General features: G+C 49.2%; 20 protein-coding genes. 2 read left to right on the top strand and 18 right to left on the bottom strand.

Features of this window, described 5'->3' with window-relative positions:
* Window positions 1-12: 12 nt before the first annotated feature.
* The 4 genes from EKM84_RS00660 to EKM84_RS00645 all read right to left on the bottom strand — a co-directional run bounded on the left by EKM84_RS00660 (window position 13) and on the right by EKM84_RS00645 (window position 2,357).
* Window positions 13-360 (bottom strand): MmcQ/YjbR family DNA-binding protein, encoded by a 348-nt coding sequence (locus tag EKM84_RS00660; RefSeq protein ID WP_125762609.1) that lies wholly within the window; start codon window positions 358-360, stop codon window positions 13-15.
* 75 nt (window positions 361-435) lie between these two features.
* On the bottom strand, window positions 436-1,281 hold the full coding sequence (locus EKM84_RS00655) for an alpha/beta hydrolase (RefSeq protein WP_125762607.1): 846 nt from the start codon (window positions 1,279-1,281) through the stop codon (window positions 436-438).
* A gap of 183 nt (window positions 1,282-1,464) precedes the next feature.
* A complete protein-coding gene (locus tag EKM84_RS00650; protein WP_164511261.1) occupies window positions 1,465-1,737 on the bottom strand; it encodes an AbrB/MazE/SpoVT family DNA-binding domain-containing protein in 273 nt (90 codons plus the stop codon).
* 2 nt (window positions 1,738-1,739) lie between these two features.
* Window positions 1,740-2,357 carry a TetR/AcrR family transcriptional regulator gene (locus EKM84_RS00645; RefSeq protein WP_125762603.1) on the bottom strand — a complete coding sequence of 206 codons (618 nt, stop codon included), beginning with the start codon at window positions 2,355-2,357 and terminating at the stop codon, window positions 1,740-1,742.
* A gap of 107 nt (window positions 2,358-2,464) precedes the next feature.
* Here EKM84_RS00645 and EKM84_RS00640 point away from each other — a divergent pair, with 107 nt between their 5' ends.
* Window positions 2,465-2,716 (top strand): kinase to dihydroxyacetone kinase, encoded by a 252-nt coding sequence (locus EKM84_RS00640; protein WP_125762601.1) that lies wholly within the window; start codon window positions 2,465-2,467, stop codon window positions 2,714-2,716.
* A gap of 68 nt (window positions 2,717-2,784) precedes the next feature.
* On the opposite strand, the gene EKM84_RS00635 is transcribed toward EKM84_RS00640, so the two are convergent.
* From EKM84_RS00635 to EKM84_RS14285, 14 genes are all read right to left on the bottom strand, one after another.
* Window positions 2,785-4,077 carry a YhgE/Pip domain-containing protein gene (locus EKM84_RS00635; RefSeq protein WP_125762599.1) on the bottom strand — a complete coding sequence of 431 codons (1,293 nt, stop codon included), beginning with the start codon at window positions 4,075-4,077 and terminating at the stop codon, window positions 2,785-2,787.
* Window positions 4,078-4,209: 132 nt separating this feature from the next.
* Entirely contained in the window at window positions 4,210-4,848 is a 639-nt protein-coding gene (locus EKM84_RS00630) for a TetR/AcrR family transcriptional regulator (RefSeq protein WP_125762597.1), read from the bottom strand.
* 138 nt (window positions 4,849-4,986) lie between these two features.
* On the bottom strand, window positions 4,987-5,418 hold the full coding sequence (locus EKM84_RS00625) for an NUDIX hydrolase (protein WP_125762595.1): 432 nt from the start codon (window positions 5,416-5,418) through the stop codon (window positions 4,987-4,989).
* A gap of 549 nt (window positions 5,419-5,967) precedes the next feature.
* Entirely contained in the window at window positions 5,968-6,138 is a 171-nt protein-coding gene (locus EKM84_RS14090; RefSeq protein ID WP_164511260.1) for a hypothetical protein, read from the bottom strand.
* A 180-nt stretch (window positions 6,139-6,318) separates the two neighbouring features.
* A complete protein-coding gene (locus EKM84_RS00620; protein ID WP_125762593.1) occupies window positions 6,319-7,665 on the bottom strand; it encodes an MFS transporter in 1,347 nt (448 codons plus the stop codon).
* A gap of 137 nt (window positions 7,666-7,802) precedes the next feature.
* Entirely contained in the window at window positions 7,803-8,090 is a 288-nt protein-coding gene (locus EKM84_RS00615; protein ID WP_125762591.1) for an ArsR/SmtB family transcription factor, read from the bottom strand.
* Between the two features lie 41 nt (window positions 8,091-8,131).
* The gene (locus EKM84_RS00610) at window positions 8,132-8,776 is read right to left on the bottom strand and encodes a Vat family streptogramin A O-acetyltransferase (RefSeq protein WP_125762589.1); all 645 of its coding nucleotides are present in this window, start codon (window positions 8,774-8,776) and stop codon (window positions 8,132-8,134) included.
* Window positions 8,777-8,811: 35 nt separating this feature from the next.
* Entirely contained in the window at window positions 8,812-9,207 is a 396-nt protein-coding gene (locus tag EKM84_RS00605; RefSeq protein WP_125762587.1) for a DUF3021 domain-containing protein, read from the bottom strand.
* 11 nt (window positions 9,208-9,218) lie between these two features.
* The gene (locus EKM84_RS00600; RefSeq protein WP_125762585.1) at window positions 9,219-9,674 is read right to left on the bottom strand and encodes a LytTR family DNA-binding domain-containing protein; all 456 of its coding nucleotides are present in this window, start codon (window positions 9,672-9,674) and stop codon (window positions 9,219-9,221) included.
* Between the two features lie 20 nt (window positions 9,675-9,694).
* Entirely contained in the window at window positions 9,695-10,570 is an 876-nt protein-coding gene (locus EKM84_RS00595; protein ID WP_125762583.1) for an ABC transporter permease, read from the bottom strand.
* 1 nt (window position 10,571) lies between these two features.
* Complete coding sequence (locus EKM84_RS00590; RefSeq protein WP_125762581.1) at window positions 10,572-11,432, bottom strand: ABC transporter ATP-binding protein; 861 nt, start codon at window positions 11,430-11,432, stop codon at window positions 10,572-10,574.
* A 272-nt stretch (window positions 11,433-11,704) separates the two neighbouring features.
* Window positions 11,705-12,925 carry an RNA-guided endonuclease InsQ/TnpB family protein gene (locus EKM84_RS00585; RefSeq protein ID WP_125762579.1) on the bottom strand — a complete coding sequence of 407 codons (1,221 nt, stop codon included), beginning with the start codon at window positions 12,923-12,925 and terminating at the stop codon, window positions 11,705-11,707.
* Window positions 12,926-13,147: 222 nt separating this feature from the next.
* Window positions 13,148-13,846, bottom strand: a complete 699-nt coding sequence (locus tag EKM84_RS00580; protein ID WP_125762577.1) for a hypothetical protein — start codon at window positions 13,844-13,846, stop codon at window positions 13,148-13,150.
* Between the two features lie 180 nt (window positions 13,847-14,026).
* Window positions 14,027-14,257, bottom strand: a complete 231-nt coding sequence (locus EKM84_RS14285) for a hypothetical protein (RefSeq protein ID WP_225418105.1) — start codon at window positions 14,255-14,257, stop codon at window positions 14,027-14,029.
* A gap of 132 nt (window positions 14,258-14,389) precedes the next feature.
* Between EKM84_RS14285 and EKM84_RS00570 the strand changes: the two genes are divergently transcribed.
* Window positions 14,390-15,208, top strand: a complete 819-nt coding sequence (locus EKM84_RS00570; RefSeq protein WP_125762575.1) for a helix-turn-helix transcriptional regulator — start codon at window positions 14,390-14,392, stop codon at window positions 15,206-15,208.

The raw sequence follows: 15,208 nt of genomic DNA, 5'->3' as shown, positions 1-15,208 counted from the left end.
TCATACCATTAATTAATCGGTCAGTTGGAAACTTGCCTCAACCAGTTTCCGTAAAACCTCTTTGGACGGCACCTGACTGATATCCAGGGTAATCCAGTTTTGCTTCGTGAAATGCTGTCCCGGCAGGATATAAGGCATCGTGTTAACCAGCTCATCAATCCTGGCAGGGTGACATTTTAAATCCAGGTACAGGGTTTCGTTTTTCTCGTAGGCCAACCCAAATATTTTCTTACTGTCCGCGTGCCATAACGCGTCGAAGACAATTCGATTGCGGCGTCCCGGGGCGTTAAACGGCTCATCAACACTAACTTTTTTGCCCGCGCTGCTGAATGCAATGAGGGCTTCTTTTGTCATTTCCATAGGTATGACTCTCCTTTGCTAACACAAATAATACTGGCAGTTGGTTCTCAACGGAATCAAGCGTAACAGAATAACCTATTTACTTCCCAGTAAAAATTTAATCAACACCCGATCCACCTGCACATTGTCATGTAGTTTACTATGCTGGGCATTGGGTCCAACAATTTTACGCTCCTGATAAGACTTGGCACGGTCGGCGACCAGATACCGCAAGGATTGGGACGACGCATTGCTGACGGAACCATCCGAGTGCGAGCCGTCATCCTTGTCGCCGTAAATATTAAGCACCGCCGTTTGCCGCGGGTAAGTCTGCCGGAGTGGTAACAGGGCACGATACTCGGGCTGCATGCTAGTTGGCTTGCCGTTGGGTTGAAGCTTCATCCGGTTAGGCTCATCGTTCATACCCAGAATCCCGTTAAAATGACCGGCAATGTCGACTTGCTTCTGTAGCTTGGGCATTTTGGCTGAATTGCCCAGCAAGCCATACATAATAGCCATATTCCCCATTGAATGACCAACCACGTTAAACCTTTTAAAGTGATACTTCTGCTGGAGTGTCGTGACGGTCGCCTTGGCCCATTGCCCCCACTGACGCGGATTCGAATTGCGGCTATCCTTGAAATCCACCTCTACGATTGGGTGGTAATCGCCCTCACGAAACTGGCCCGCAAAGGAAACCCTTCCCTGTTTTGAAACCGTTGCCCGCATAATCGTCTTCGTCAGGCCGGCATTCACCAGCGAATGGGCCATCTGCTCTTCAGCACGATAACTGCTGCCCCAACCATGGAAAAACAGCGTGGGCTCATATTTACTAGCATTCGGTAAATTTGATGCAGTTGACTGACTACTGGTCGTGCCACAAGCCGCCAGACCTAAAACAAGTAGTCCGACTACCAGAAATAGTAACAATCTTCTTTTCATATCACATTTTCTCCCCGTTTGTAGCGACAAAATTTCGGTCACTTGATTTATCGGACCAAGTATAAACCTTGATGTGGACTCTAAGGCAAGACTTATTTAAAAGGATCAGGTTCTGATTCAAGGCAAGCTGAATCAAAACCTGATCCCTTTAGCGAACAACCGCGTTGCCTTCCCAATGAGCTGTTATTCTTCGTGCATCCATTTATCAAAATTTGGCGATTTTACAGGGTCATAGCGACCATCCTGCTCAACCGTCACTTGTTCAACTGGAATATCAGCGATAAATTTTTTCCAATCAGAATTGGACGGCAGTTTTTCAAGGATCAGTCGTCCATCATCGCTCAACGTCATTTCCAGCTGGTCACCGGTTGAAAGATGCATTCTTTTTCTAAAGTCCAACGGAATAACCACGCGCCCCCTGCTGGAAACTTTGAGTGTCTTGTTGTCTCTTATCATAGTCATAACCATCCTTCACTATTATTAAAAATAGTTCTTCCCCGTTCGGTTAGATAGGGATAGATAGCACTGATGCTTAGAGCCGCCGTATCACTTGTTGGGTTAAACTCACGCTTAGGCGAATACCTTAGTTCACACGCATAATCCACTGTCAGCAACGCTAATACCAGGCAATCATACTGTTGGGATGAAATATCTTTACGAAAAACCCCAAGCTTGACCAGCTTAGCAAAACATTGTTGATAGGCCTGATATAATCGTTTGCGAAAAGCCTGAACTGATTTTCTAAGCGTTGGGTTATCGCTAATGATGGCATCGAAATCCGTAAAAAAGAAGCTATTGTGTGCCTTTAACTCTGCAGATTTATTAAAAATCATAATTAGTTCATTCAGTGCCGCCTCACCCGTCTCAGAAGAATCATCCGCAAAATTAACAAAGTCTAACTCGATTTTTTTTTGGATGGCAACCAGCAAGTCTTCTTTATGATGAAAATGGTAGGTTAGGTTGCCAATCGTCGTTCCGGCTGCGTCGGCAATATCACGCAAAGAAATTGCCGCATAGCCACTCTTATTAAAAAGCGCGATTGCTGTTTCGACGATTCGTTCCTTAGTTTTACTCATCCATCGTTCACCCCATTTGTCCCAAGTATAGCATATCCGAAGATACTTGACGCCATTTACAGTACGGTGTACTGTAAAAGACGTAACAACCACAGGAGATGCAAAATATGACTGAATATAAGTACGATACGCAATGTTTAATCGAGGGCCAAGATTTAGATGAAGACAAAATCAACGCCTATTTTCAACAAAATTTCGACGGGGATTCTCTCATTGCTGTTGGGGATGAAACGTTGATCAAGATTCATTTTCACACGAACAAGCCCTGGGAAGTGCTTGAATACTGTGCTTCTTTAGGTGAAATGTTTGACGTTGTTGTAGAAGACATGGACCGTCAGTCGCGCGGCTTGAAGGGCTAGGCGGAATATTTACATGATAATAAAAAGACCAGAATCTTCGAGATTCTGGTCTTTTTTAATCAAAGCCTTTACATCACCGCCGGATCCGTTCGGTGCCAGTAAAAGTATGCCAACGTCCCTAAGCTAAAGACCACTGCGATTCCAGCCAAAATCCAGCTAATCCCCGCAATCGAGCCGCCAAGCGAAATTGTATGCCGCAATCCAGCCATCGCGACGGTCATTGGCAAGTATGGATGAACGGCCCGGTAGAACGGATTGGTCAGCTCAATCGGATAAGTGCCGCCCGAAGCCCCAATCTGAAAGAGCATGAACAGAAGCATCAGCCAGGCCCCCGTTAGACCAAACCACAGCCGAAAACAGGTCACCAGACTGAAGAATGCCAACACAATCAGCAAGCTCAATAGGTACGTTTTGCCCGGTTCCAGCGGTCGTAAGCCAATGATGTAATGCACACCCAGCCACATGGCGGATGCCGCTAACACCACGAACCCCCAGAGAAAACCCATTTTATCCAGCCAAGCCAGCGCAAAATTGCGGTATTCCCCGTGACGCTTGCGAGCATCGTAAATAATGTTGAGCGTAATGCAACCCACAAACAGCGAAATCGCCATAAAGTACGGAGCCATTCCCGTTCCGTTGTTGGCGACGGCCACTACATCATGCTGCGTCAACTTTACGGGCATCGCCAACTGCTTCAACTGATCCGCCCGCCGAACCTCGCTGAGTTGTTCACCACCCTGCGTCAAACCGGCTACAATTTTCTGCGTTGCCGCGGCAACCTTGGCCGCTGGTAAACCGACTGTGCTGGCACGCTGTAACTGACCTAACTGCTTGGCCGTCAACGTTAATTGTTTGCCCACCGTAAGCGCCGCGTTCTGACTCGCTCGTAGTTCGGCTTGAACCGCTGCTTGGTTAAGCGTCGTCTGCAGTTTCTGCATCACGGTCGCGCCCATCTTTGAAGCCACCGTGCTCTGACCCGCATTGGTGTCATAGGTCACCTTTAGCTGCTTCGGTGTCGTTGCTAAATGACTCAGAGTTTGCGATGCGTTGGCCGGAATCTTCAAGACCAGAAATAGCCGACCGTCCTTTAATTCCCGTTGAGCCTTCGCCGCAGTCATCCGGTGAAACTGGAGCGACTTGTCTTTGACCAGCTTTCGTGACACCGTCCGCCCCCAAGCCAGCGTGCGCGTGGACCGATCCTGATCGACCACTGCCATTGGCAAGTGGTGAAGCTCCCCGTACGGATTCCAAACGGACGCCAGAAACAGGCTGGCATAGAATAATGGAATGACCAAAATTCCTAATAAGATTCGCCAAACCGCTGGATGATGCTTCAGATAGGACCATTCATGAAATTTCATGTTCTCTCCCCCTTGCTTTATCGAATGAACGAATCATTCATTCGATTGCCACCCAGTCTAAACACTCCCACCCAAAATACAATTTTCGGCGGTTATTTCACGTGTCTTCGACCAGTCAGCTAATTAAGGGGCTCACTGATAGCTACGCCGCAACATTTCCCGGACAACAATCAACATTTGCTCATCATCGTTGCGCGCCATCTCCGTTTCAAAGCTATCGTAGCGCTTGTGGGCGCACCACCAGAACACGAGATCGACCACGATGACACCGTTACGTTGGGGGTCATTCAATCCAGGTTGATGTTGCTGCAGAAAATCCCCAACATGCTGATAAATCTCCTGCCGCTGCTGACGATATAACGCAGTCAGAGCAGGATTCACGCTCGGATTATGCTCAAGAATCAAGAAGTAACGCCCGTATCGTTTAAACGCCGTAAATAAGGCCGTTAATAGCTGGTCAAAGCTAGTCGTCTGCTGGCCAGCCAGTTGGTGATTCCAGTCAGCATATGCGGCTTCCGTCCGCCGCACCAGCTCCCGCGGATCAACCGGCTGTAAGGGAAACGTTTGTGGGCGGTCCACGGTCGTCGGTAGCGTTGTCAGGAAGACGTAGTCCAGCAGGGCCTCCTTGCCGCTAAACAGGCGATACAGGGTACCCACGGCCATCTGCGCCCGTTGCGCAATCATTTGCATCTGTGTCTCATGGTAGCCAGGCTGAATGAACAGTTCACTCGCCGCCGCGTAAATGCGTTGCAATTTTTCTTCATCAGTCATCGGTGAATCACTCCTCTCCGCCTCCATTAAAGCCTAAATCCCCGCCAAGTGCTGACATGTTCACGCTTCTGAGTCGGTTAACTTACAAACTCCTGACAGTGACAAAAAAATAAGCTCAAGGACTGTTTCCCCTTGAACTTATTTTTTAAGTACCTGGCTGACTGCAGTGACCACATAGGGGATGAGCCGGTGATTTTCCGCCAGCTGGTCCAGTGAGTTCAGGTACTGAAGTCGATCATGTTCAGCGAGGTTTAAACGGATATTTTGTCCGTCCCCAAGATCAACTTCATCCGCCAAGTAAATTAGCCTGGTGAACAAGGTCGCCTTAGCCGCATCGGCGTTTGAGGTTTCCAGAACAATTCGCTGAATCGTGACCCGCAGGCCAATTTCTTCCGCACATTCCCTTACCGCCGCTGCCTGCGGAAATTCACCGTCGCTGGTTAAGCCACCCGGCAGGTCCCACCAACCGGGAAAAACATTTGCCTTTCCCCGTTCAATCCGCGTTCGTCGAAGCACCACGATGCCCTTGTTAGTGGGGACAATAACGTGGGCAATTAACCGATTCAACATTTGAGCCTCCAATCGTCTGAGCTACTGCTAATATACGTCGACTGGCCAGTAAATGATAAACATACGACTGTCTTGAGAATATCCAGTTACAAACACCCTATCAACCAAAAAGCCCAGATGGAAAATTACCATCTGGACTTCAAAATCTATTAAAGTCTTCGCTTAATCAACACTATGGGGGAAAATACGATTAAAACAAAGCAGTAAAATTGACGAATCAACCACGCCCCCCATCCAGTACTAGGCATGGTAGTCCTGATGGGCAAATAAGAAACACGGGTATGCGCAACGCGCCAGTTAGACCCCCGGTCATAGTTAGCCAAATCGCTATTGTGAAACCTCATAGCGATATTCGCTTGATTTCGCCCCAAATGTTTAAGCCACGTTGGGCTTTGACGGGCAATGAATGGATAGGCGATTAACCATGACAAAACGAAATAAATGGTAAAAATACTGTGATCAAGAATAATCGTTGTTCCAACCGTCCGTGAAACTAAAATTAGATAAAGGCCTACTGGAAACAAACTCTGTAAATAAATTTTTAAGATTCTACCCACCTTGATGCAGACCATCACCAAAATCGCCATCATCCGGAAAGCTCCCTTCAGGTAACCAGTAAGCTGATTGGCGAACCTGTGAATTAACCACAGCTTTGGTAATCACCGGGCCAGCAATTCCCAGTGTTGCCAATGTCAAAATTAAGATCACTAACTTCTTCATACAAATCACCTCTCTTCGAATAAATTTGAACTGATGGTACGACCTAGACCTATTACGCACAACAACAAAACTACTTATTAGTCATAATTTGTAAAATCAACAAAACAATCGGGCGAATAATCTGTACACAAAGTCCACAACAGAAAATTAATTGCTGCCTCGAACCCTCTGTCCAAAATTTCAAACACGCTCATTCAGCCGTGCGGACCAGACCATGCCCAACAGTGAAATCACGGCCGCCCCAATCATCGTTGTCTGAAAGCCGCTAACAAATCCCAACTGGTGAAACTGATAGAAAATCATCACTGAAATTGTTGTCCCCAACGCCCCGCCCAACAATCGAAAGACGTTATAGATACCAGAGGCCTTGCCAATCATGACGTTAGGCACCGCCCCCAGCACCGCTTTCTGTAATGCCGGTCCCGCCATCGATAATCCAACGCCAGCCAGCATTAGTGGCAAGATTAACCAAGCATAAGTTTGATGGACGAACGCTGCCAACAATAAGTAACCCAACCCTTGGAACAGTAAGCCCAGCGTTGCGACTCCCCGCTCGCCAAAGCGGTCGACAGCTCTTCCCGCGAATGGTGCCACTAAGACCAACGTTCCCGTCCACGGCAGTAATTCCAGCCCAGCCGTTAACGCCGTCGCCCGTGGCTCGGCCTGCAGATACTGCGGCAGGAAGAAAACTACCCCGTACATTGACCCGTAGAGACACGCCGTTGCGAGATTGCCACCCGTAAAGGCCGCCTCACGGAAGAGAAACAGTGGCAGCATGGGCAACGCTTCCCGAGTTTGCCGGACAAGGAACCAGCCCGCCGCTCCAACACTGAGTCCCCCAATACCCAAGATGAGATTTAGGTTGCCGCCAGTGGTCGCTGCGGACAGGGCCCAAATGATTCCCGTCATGGCCATAATGATCAACGCATTATCAAGGAGACTAATCGGTTCCCGTTGCCCCTGACTCTCTGGCAAATAGTGCCGCGACAATAGGATACCCAAGAGGCCAACGGGCACGTTGATCCAGAAAATCCATTGCCAAGTCAGTTGGGCCACGATGAATCCGCCCAAAGACGGGCCGACAATCAAGGCCAAGCCACCGATTCCACTCCAAATTCCTAGCGCACGGCCCCGTTGGCTAGCGGGCATGGCATTGGTCAGAATAGCCATCGACATAGGCGTCATGACCGAGGCCCCCAGTCCCTCAACGACCCGCGCCAGAATGAACCAGCTAATATTGGTCGCCAACGCACAGAATACCGAGCCAATGGTGAAAACCAAGATTCCCCATAAATAGATGCGGCGCCGGCCCCAGCGCTCCCCCAAGGCGACGCCGAGCAATAGAATCGCCGCAATGGTAATATTGTAGGCATTTAACGCCCACTGTAGCGTCCCCACGGAAATCTGAAAGTCCGTGCGAATGGCCGTCGATGCCGTCGTCACAATCATGGCATCCATCATTGCCATGAAAAATCCTAACGAGGTTAACCCCAAAATCCATTTCAATCGATACGTTTCCCCTGTCATTGCCCCATCTCCTAAGGTTGCTTAATAGTTCAAAAACCTTTGAACTATGTAACCATAGCATGCCCTTTCTCGGCTGACAAGCACCAAAATCAAACAGAGCCGCTCCCGGGGGAACGACTCTGCAATGGTCTAATGCGCTATAGGTTTTGCCAGAAATGGGTCAAGTAGTGGTCAAACGTCGAGCGGTCTAGCTGGACATATTTTTCCCGGCCGACCTTGTTTACCGTGATTAATCCCGCTTCCTGGAGAATCTTGAAATGATAGGACCCAGAAGTCTTACTGATGTGCATGGCGCGGCCAACCTCACCACAAGCCACCTCGTGGTCCAATTGATTGAGATATTGAATGATGGCCAGCCGAATTGGATCGGCCAGGGCTTTAAAAATTTGGACAGCTGCGTCACTTTTTTGCGCTTGATTTACCATATCACTCATCCTAGACTTAATTTTCAAATGACACCATTTCCCTACGAGTCGGCCAATGCGGCAACCTGTTCAACAGTCGGTTCCGTTTTCATTAATGTCGGAATATTGGCCGTAATCCAGGTAATATCACGGTCCCACCAGGCCAACTTTTCTAATGCCCGGCTGACCTCTGGACTAAATCGGGGGCGAATCACCTGAATCGGATTGCCACCGACAATGGTGTAGGGCGCCACGTCCTTGGTCACCACGCTATTGGCGCCAATGATTGCGCCGTCCCCAATCGTCACGCCCGGTAAAACCGTGACGTTCTGACCGAACCAGACGTCGTTACCCACGACCGTGTCCCCTTTTAGAGGTAAATCGGTCAAGGCCGGCGTAAATTTTTGCCAGTCACCGCCCAAAATATTAAAGGGATACGTTGAGAATCCTTGCATCTGATGATTGGCGCCGTTCATCACAAACTCAATTCCGCTGGCGATGGCACAGAACTTACCAATAATCAAGTTGTCACCTAAAAATTCGTAATGATGCGTCACGTGGGCCTCGAAATCAGTCGGGGCCACCGGGTCATCGTAGTAGGTGTAATCACCGACCTGAATATTCGGCCGGTGAATCACATTTTTGACAAAGACGACCTCTTTGATGGCCGGATTGGGATAGACGGCGGTTGCGGATGGAATTGTCATGGCTTTACTCCTTTTTGACATAAGTTAGATGTCTTTTACGATTTATGCTTGGCGCGTTGCTTCAACGCCTGATTGATCTGACTGACACGGAAGCGCTGGTCCAGCATCACGATGGCCCAAATGGCGACGTAGATCAGGACAAACTCAATCCAGAAGGAAACGCCAATGGACCAGTTATTATAGAGCATTAACCCTAAGATCAGTGCGGCCGTCCCGACAAAATGAATCCCAAGCGACAGCGGCCAGGACATCTCTTCATGATCACTGTCAAAGATCATGCTGAGAATGCCAATTGCTCCACTCGCCAAGAACAGGCTGACCACATTTTTCGGGGAGACGTTGGTGGGTGCCACGTGAAACGCAATCAGCACGAGATAGGCCACGGCGCCATAACCCACACCTCTGATGACATACTTGAGTATTTTAGTCATAGCTTCCCCTCCTACAAGCCCAGTTGGCTCATTAAGTCCTTAACGTACTTGCGGCTCACAGCGGTCTTTAACTGATTGGTTAAGAGTGCCGTCATATTACCAGAGAAACTATCCTCCAAGGACTGCAGGTGGTCCAGATTTAAGACACCATGCTTGGACACCTGGATAAAATTGGGGCTAGCCAAGCGTTGGACTAGGTGCCGCAACGTTTCGTGCGTGGTAATCGTGCTAGTGGTGGTGTACAGCATCAGCGTCTCGTGCTGGACATCGACGAGAATAATTGTGGCCGCCTTGACCATCACCAACCGATCCGGCGTTTTCACGGGAATGATTCCCGCATGTGCCACCTGGTAGTTCCCCAGATAGGTCATAATTGCCGCCGTCTCGGGACTCTCAGCGGCCGCTTCCACCACCACTAAGGGATCAGCCGAATCAATCGTCTCATTCTGTTCAAATTTATACCGCACGCTGATCCCCCCATTTTAGATTACCGTTCGCGCAGGTACTGGCGTCGGTGCTGAATCTGCAACCATTTCAGCCCAAATACCAGCGCCACGGTACCGCTAAAGATTAATCCCATTATGAGGTAAGTTTCCTGTTGGGTCAACAAGGTCGACCAGGTTAGTCGGACACCCATCAATCGTTCAAAGGTGTGGCGGGTTGCTAAATGGCCAGCAAAGGCCGTTTTCAGCTTGTCGTCCATCAGAAATTGCCGGTAGAGCGCCGCCACGTAGCTGCCGGGGATGAATTTGACCATACTCTGTGCGAAACTAGGCAAGGCCCCAATGGGGATGTACGTGCCCACCAGAAACCCGGCCGCGGTCCCGATGATTGTCCCCAGCTTGCCTAAACTGTCCACCGTGTGAATGCCTTGGACAATGGCCGCATTCACCACCACCGCCAACAAAGAGCTCGTGACCATGAGTCCCAGCGTGTTCAGAATGGCCGTGCCCGACAGTGTTAAGCCATCCGTCAGATAAAAGCCACCCCACATGATGCCAAACATCGCCAGCTGTGTCAGCGTGCCAATCACCGCGGCACTGATCAGGTAGCTGGTAAATAGGCGCAGCGGACCGGCATCGGTCAACGTCAAGTCGTCCGCAATGTGTTTTTCCTTATCCGTGACCATCAACGCCAGACTAGTGAGGGTCGTCGTGATGCTGGTAATCGCCAATGTACCCCCAATCAACCACGTGTCGAGCAATAACTTGGCATCCGGCATTTGGTGCCAACTTGCTAACATATTTTTCTTCAGAAAGACCAGGTATAGCACAAACGAGATGAGGGCCCCCAAGAGTGAGAAGAAAACCCCGCTGTGATCCCGAAAGTATAGTAGTAAATTGCGTTTGATCATGGCTAGCATGTTACCGCATCTCCTTTCCCGTTAAGGCCAAGAAGGCATCATCCATGGTGCCCGGCCGGAATTCAAAGTTACTGATCAATGACCGATTGGCCGTTAAAATGTCGAGCGCCGCCTGCATCGTTGGTAAGCTAAAAGTTAGCTGATTGGCAGTGCGCCGGATTGGCTGCCGAGCCACCCGAGCTGCCAGTTGCACCACGTCCGGAGAGGTCAGCGTCAATCGGTCCGCCGCGTAGCGAGTCTTGATATCAGCCGCCGTACCCTGAGCCAGGATTCGGCCATGATCAATCACGATGACGTTGTCCGCCGAGTCGGCCTCATCCAGGTAGTGTGTGGTCAGGATGACGGTCAGCTGTTTCTCCCGCTGCAACCGTTGGACCAGCGTCCAGATGGCCAGCCGCGTCTGAATATCCAGACCGGTCGTGGGCTCATCCAAGAATAAAATGTCTGGATTGTTGATTAGAGCCCGGGCGATATCGACGCGCCGTCGTTGCCCACCGGATAAGGTGCCGTAGCGTTGGGCCATAAACGCGGTGAGTCCCAGTTGTTGGCTCAAAACGGTGACCCGGTCGGCGGGGACGTGCCGGTACTGGCCGGCGCGAACCTGTAAATTTTCTCGGACCGTTAAGATGTCATCCAGCACGCTGCCCTGAAAGACCACGCCCAGCTTGGGGTCATGGTCGTAAATTACCCGGCCAGCCGTTGGTTGTAGCAGACCAATCAGCATGTTCATGGTCGTCGACTTGCCCGCCCCATTTGGCCCCAGCAATGCGGTGAAACTCCCCTTTTCAATCTGCAGGTCGACTGCATTGACAGCGACGTGCTCCCCAAAGGTCTTGGTTAAGTGTTGCGCTTCTAATAGCATCTGCCTCATCTCCTATGCCAGGAGAATACACCGTAAGCGCGCGTGGCGTCTCGGTGATTGGGTTAAGTGGTGATTTTTACTGGGTAAGTGGTTGAAATGGTGCGGTAAAAATGACTGATTATTGATGCCAAAGTCAATTGCCCCTGAATAAATTCAGAGGCTTGTCGCTCACGTGTCTGGCGACGCAGTAGTCCAACATGCCCGGTTAGGCACTCCTACTCGTAGTGGCAACATCATCGGGTAATTGACGGCTACCCGTTTAACTGCCAGGTTTACCCAGCAGTTGTTAGCTTCTTAATTTTTGGGTGCTTGACACCACTCAACCAATCCCGTCCAAGCATCTCAATATTCATGGCTCCTAATCGATCGTCATTACAACGATACTGACATTGAGAGCACCAATACTCATGAGTTTCGTGATGACGATTGGTCTTCTCAACTAGGCCACACTTGGGACATCTCTGCGAAGTGAATGCTGGACTCACTTTCACAACGGTGCTTTGAATAGCCTGAGCCTTGTACGTCAAGAACGATTCTAGCTGAAAAAAGGCCCATGAACGATGGCTATTACGCAAGGACTTAGGCAGATCATCGATGTTGAATGTCACGTTGGTTAAGTCTTCCAAAACAAAGAGTGTATGCGATCCATATCGTGAAACGAGTGTCTTAGCTAACCGATGATTCACATCGGTCATCCAGCAGTTCTCTCGTTGAGCCAGTCGCTTCAGCTTCTTCTTGGCAGATTTGGTACCCTTACTTTGTAATTGTCGACGGATCTCTAAGAACTTCTTCCGCTTAAGTAAGATTTTTTGCCCATCAAAGAATAGTGTTTTCCCTTCACTATCAAAGGCAGTTGCTAGAAAACGCAGGCCACGGTCGACACCTACAATTTGCGGGTTTTCCTTGGAATTGAAATCACTAGTTTCCTTTGTGATACCAATATGCAAAAACCACTTACCCTGGGTGTGGACCAGCTTAGCGGTACCCAGTTTCCAATCCTCGGTGAAGTATTTCTCGAATCCTTTCTCAGTGAATCCCAACTTAGTCCGTTTACCTAGAGTGGTTATCGAGATTTGTTGCATCTTGTCTACAAAAGAGTAATTACTCTGACGTACCAAGTCTGCTTGTGGCCGACGAAACTGGATGGGTTGTACTAACCAGTTCAGGTCTCTAGGAACTTGAACCCACTTCTTTTCCTCGTTCTGGTAACGGTAAGGATGTTGCTTCATTTGTTCCTGAACAGTCTTGTAGCGAGCCACAACTGTCCGAAAAACGGATTGGACCATCTGACTATTGAGCGGTGATTCTTGTCTAAATATTTTGTACAGTTGGTGATTGATTTTTAACCAGCTTAGTTGAAACTCATGATCAAAAATCCATTGACTGACAATATTAGCTAATCGTTGATACTCTTGACTCATTGCTAGAAATTTATCTGCTTGATTCGTGTCTGGATAGAGTCTCAGCTTAATCGTTCGCCCTAATTTAACCAACGGATACCTCCCCTGTAGATTGGATTAAGTATACCATATTTAGCTCTCTAGGGGAACGTATGTTTTGAGAAAAGTTATTAAGTTCTGGCATTCATCCCGCGATTAAAATCGCCGGTTTTCTGCTTAGTCCTTAATAAACAAAAAAGCACCGCCACCTCTCGGATGACCGATGCTTTACGTCCCTTACTTCAGTGACCATTCACGCCTTAACTAATTCCCCAACTAGTCAGCGTTCTTGAATTGCCCACTGGTTAAGGCGCTCTTCAAGACCCAGCCTTGACCCTTAACGTAGCTAAACGTTTGGGTCTTCTTTGCTGAATTCTTTAATTTCAATTGCTTCGTAACTTTGTAAGTCGTGCCGGCCTTTAGGTGACCCTTGACCGTCAACTTAGCGGTTGGCCGGTCGGCGGCAATGGCTGCCTTGTAAACGACTGGCTTGGCATCCTTGGTATGCATCGTCTTGGCTTGTTTGAAGAAGCTGGATGACACGATGGTGTAGCTCACAGACTTTGCCTTCACACTGTCAGCAGCCTTAAACTTTCCGGCCGTTAACTTGCTGGCAACAACCCAGCCCTGACCCTTAACGTAGCTATAGGTCTGGTTTTTCTTGGCGGTTAATTTCAGAGTAGCTTGCTTCGTAACTTTGTAAGTGGTGCCTGACTTCAGCTTCCCCTTAGCCGTCAACGTCATAGTTGGCCGATCAGCGGCGATGCTGGCCTTGTAAACGACCGGTTTGGCATCCTTGGTGTGCACCGTCTTGGCCTGCTTGAAGAAGTTAGATGAAGCGATGGTATAGGTCTTACTTTGCTTAGCCGTTGCCGCAGTAGCGACAGCCGTCGTGCTCTTAGCAGAAGCTGGTACAGCCAATGCCAACGGCGCAACCATGCCTAAAACAGTCATCAATACTAAAGATTTTTTCATGTAATCCCACTCCTCTTCCAAAGATTAAAGCTAGTATAGGCATGTTACAGAAATGTGTCAATGGTATTTCGACTGTAATATATTAAGATGTTATAAAGGTACAATCTTTTAGGGGAGTGACCACTTGCTCACTAAGACAACTTCGAATTTATGCTCAAATTTTTGGCAAGCACAAACCATTTACCATGGTAATTCATGGCCAGTTGGTTTTCCCCAATCCATTTCTTGGTCTCGCTCACCATCATCGTCCCAGTTAGCAAATAGATCATGCATGCGCATCTGTTGGGCTGTAGACGTTACAACCGTTGTTCCCAACCTGCCGTTTTTTTCGAAAAAATTAGTGCTTGGCCGAAAAGTCTTAATCATCCGTGCTTCTCGTCGCGCGCTCAAATGAACGTAAACTTTTAACATGTGAACTTTCTCCCCTTAACGACAATTTTACACAGTATACCCCTATTTTGAAACAAATAATACGAATCCCTGGTATTCACCCGCACAACCAGGTAAATTGGACCTAATCACTCATCCAGGGGGGGAATTGCCATGTCACTCGGAAGCACACTCAAGCAAGTTCGTCAGCACCAGCACCGCTCACAAAAGACCATTGCGGCTGGCATTTGCGCCCAGTCCATGTTGTCAGCCATCGAAAATGACCGGTACACGCCCAATGCTAAGCTCTTGCTGGCGCTCTGCCACCGTCTAGATATTTCACTCGATGAAATCAGTCTGGCGACCGACTTTGCCATTAGCGGGGATGATCAGTTGAACGCCCACATGCAGCGGCTCTGTAATCAGCATCGCTACCAGGAACTGGCCAACTTTTTAACGGCTCCCAGTACCCAAGACGCCGTGACCACCGCCCAACAGACACAGGCTTATTACTACTATCTGGGCGTGGCCCAACTGCACGTCGCCCCGACACGCACTGCCGCCGAGCAGAATCTCCAGTTTGCCACGACCATGACCGAGGAACGGACGCCCACCACACTGACCCGCTTGGCTTTGGCTTCGCTAGCCACCGTGCACGCCAAGCAACAGCTACCAGAAAGTGCAGCGCAGTTAATCACGCAGGCGCTCGCTAACCTCGACCAAGGTCCCTACGAAGAAAATAACAATATCCTCTTCTACCTGGCCGCTCTGACCGCCTACTTTTTGCAGGATGCCACGGTTGCCACCGAGCGGCTCCTAGCAGGAATCACCTACATCACCGACCATGACTCGCACTACATGCTGGCCAACAGTTACCGCCTGCTGGCAGAACTTGCCGAGCAGGCGGGTCACGCCAACGATGCCGAAGCCGCCCGGCAGAAACAACAATTTTTATCGGACCTGTTTCACGAAAAGGTGCCCGAAAAATTTTAG

It is taken from the genome of Levilactobacillus mulengensis, assembly GCF_003946045.1.
GTDB lineage: Bacteria > Bacillota > Bacilli > Lactobacillales > Lactobacillaceae > Levilactobacillus > Levilactobacillus mulengensis.
Note: the sequence above shows the minus strand (reverse complement) of the source record. Positions and strands in the feature narration are given on the sequence as shown.

Bases quoted from the DNA above. Each gene is read 5' to 3' on its own strand.
- EKM84_RS00615 (WP_125762591.1), bottom strand. From the start codon at position 8,090: ATGGTAAATCAAGCGCAAAAAAGTGACGCAGCTGTCCAAATTTTTAAA.
- EKM84_RS00590 (WP_125762581.1), bottom strand. From the start codon at position 11,432: ATGCTATTAGAAGCGCAACACTTAACCAAGACCTTTGGGGAGCACGTC.
- EKM84_RS14090 (WP_164511260.1), bottom strand. From the start codon at position 6,138: ATGAAGAAGTTAGTGATCTTAATTTTGACATTGGCAACACTGGGAATT.
- EKM84_RS00650 (WP_164511261.1), bottom strand. From the start codon at position 1,737: ATGATAAGAGACAACAAGACACTCAAAGTTTCCAGCAGGGGGCGCGTG.
- EKM84_RS00580 (WP_125762577.1), bottom strand. From the start codon at position 13,846: ATGAAAAAATCTTTAGTATTGATGACTGTTTTAGGCATGGTTGCGCCG.
- EKM84_RS14285 (WP_225418105.1), bottom strand. From the start codon at position 14,257: ATGTTAAAAGTTTACGTTCATTTGAGCGCGCGACGAGAAGCACGGATG.
- EKM84_RS00610 (WP_125762589.1), bottom strand. From the start codon at position 8,776: ATGACAATTCCATCCGCAACCGCCGTCTATCCCAATCCGGCCATCAAA.
- EKM84_RS00660 (WP_125762609.1), bottom strand. From the start codon at position 360: ATGGAAATGACAAAAGAAGCCCTCATTGCATTCAGCAGCGCGGGCAAA.
- EKM84_RS00630 (WP_125762597.1), bottom strand. From the start codon at position 4,848: ATGACTGATGAAGAAAAATTGCAACGCATTTACGCGGCGGCGAGTGAA.
- EKM84_RS00605 (WP_125762587.1), bottom strand. From the start codon at position 9,207: ATGACTAAAATACTCAAGTATGTCATCAGAGGTGTGGGTTATGGCGCC.
- EKM84_RS00635 (WP_125762599.1), bottom strand. From the start codon at position 4,077: ATGAAATTTCATGAATGGTCCTATCTGAAGCATCATCCAGCGGTTTGG.
- EKM84_RS00640 (WP_125762601.1), top strand. From the start codon at position 2,465: ATGACTGAATATAAGTACGATACGCAATGTTTAATCGAGGGCCAAGAT.
- EKM84_RS00620 (WP_125762593.1), bottom strand. From the start codon at position 7,665: ATGACAGGGGAAACGTATCGATTGAAATGGATTTTGGGGTTAACCTCG.
- EKM84_RS00595 (WP_125762583.1), bottom strand. From the start codon at position 10,570: ATGCTAGCCATGATCAAACGCAATTTACTACTATACTTTCGGGATCAC.
- EKM84_RS00645 (WP_125762603.1), bottom strand. From the start codon at position 2,357: ATGAGTAAAACTAAGGAACGAATCGTCGAAACAGCAATCGCGCTTTTT.
- EKM84_RS00570 (WP_125762575.1), top strand. From the start codon at position 14,390: ATGTCACTCGGAAGCACACTCAAGCAAGTTCGTCAGCACCAGCACCGC.
- EKM84_RS00625 (WP_125762595.1), bottom strand. From the start codon at position 5,418: ATGTTGAATCGGTTAATTGCCCACGTTATTGTCCCCACTAACAAGGGC.
- EKM84_RS00655 (WP_125762607.1), bottom strand. From the start codon at position 1,281: ATGAAAAGAAGATTGTTACTATTTCTGGTAGTCGGACTACTTGTTTTA.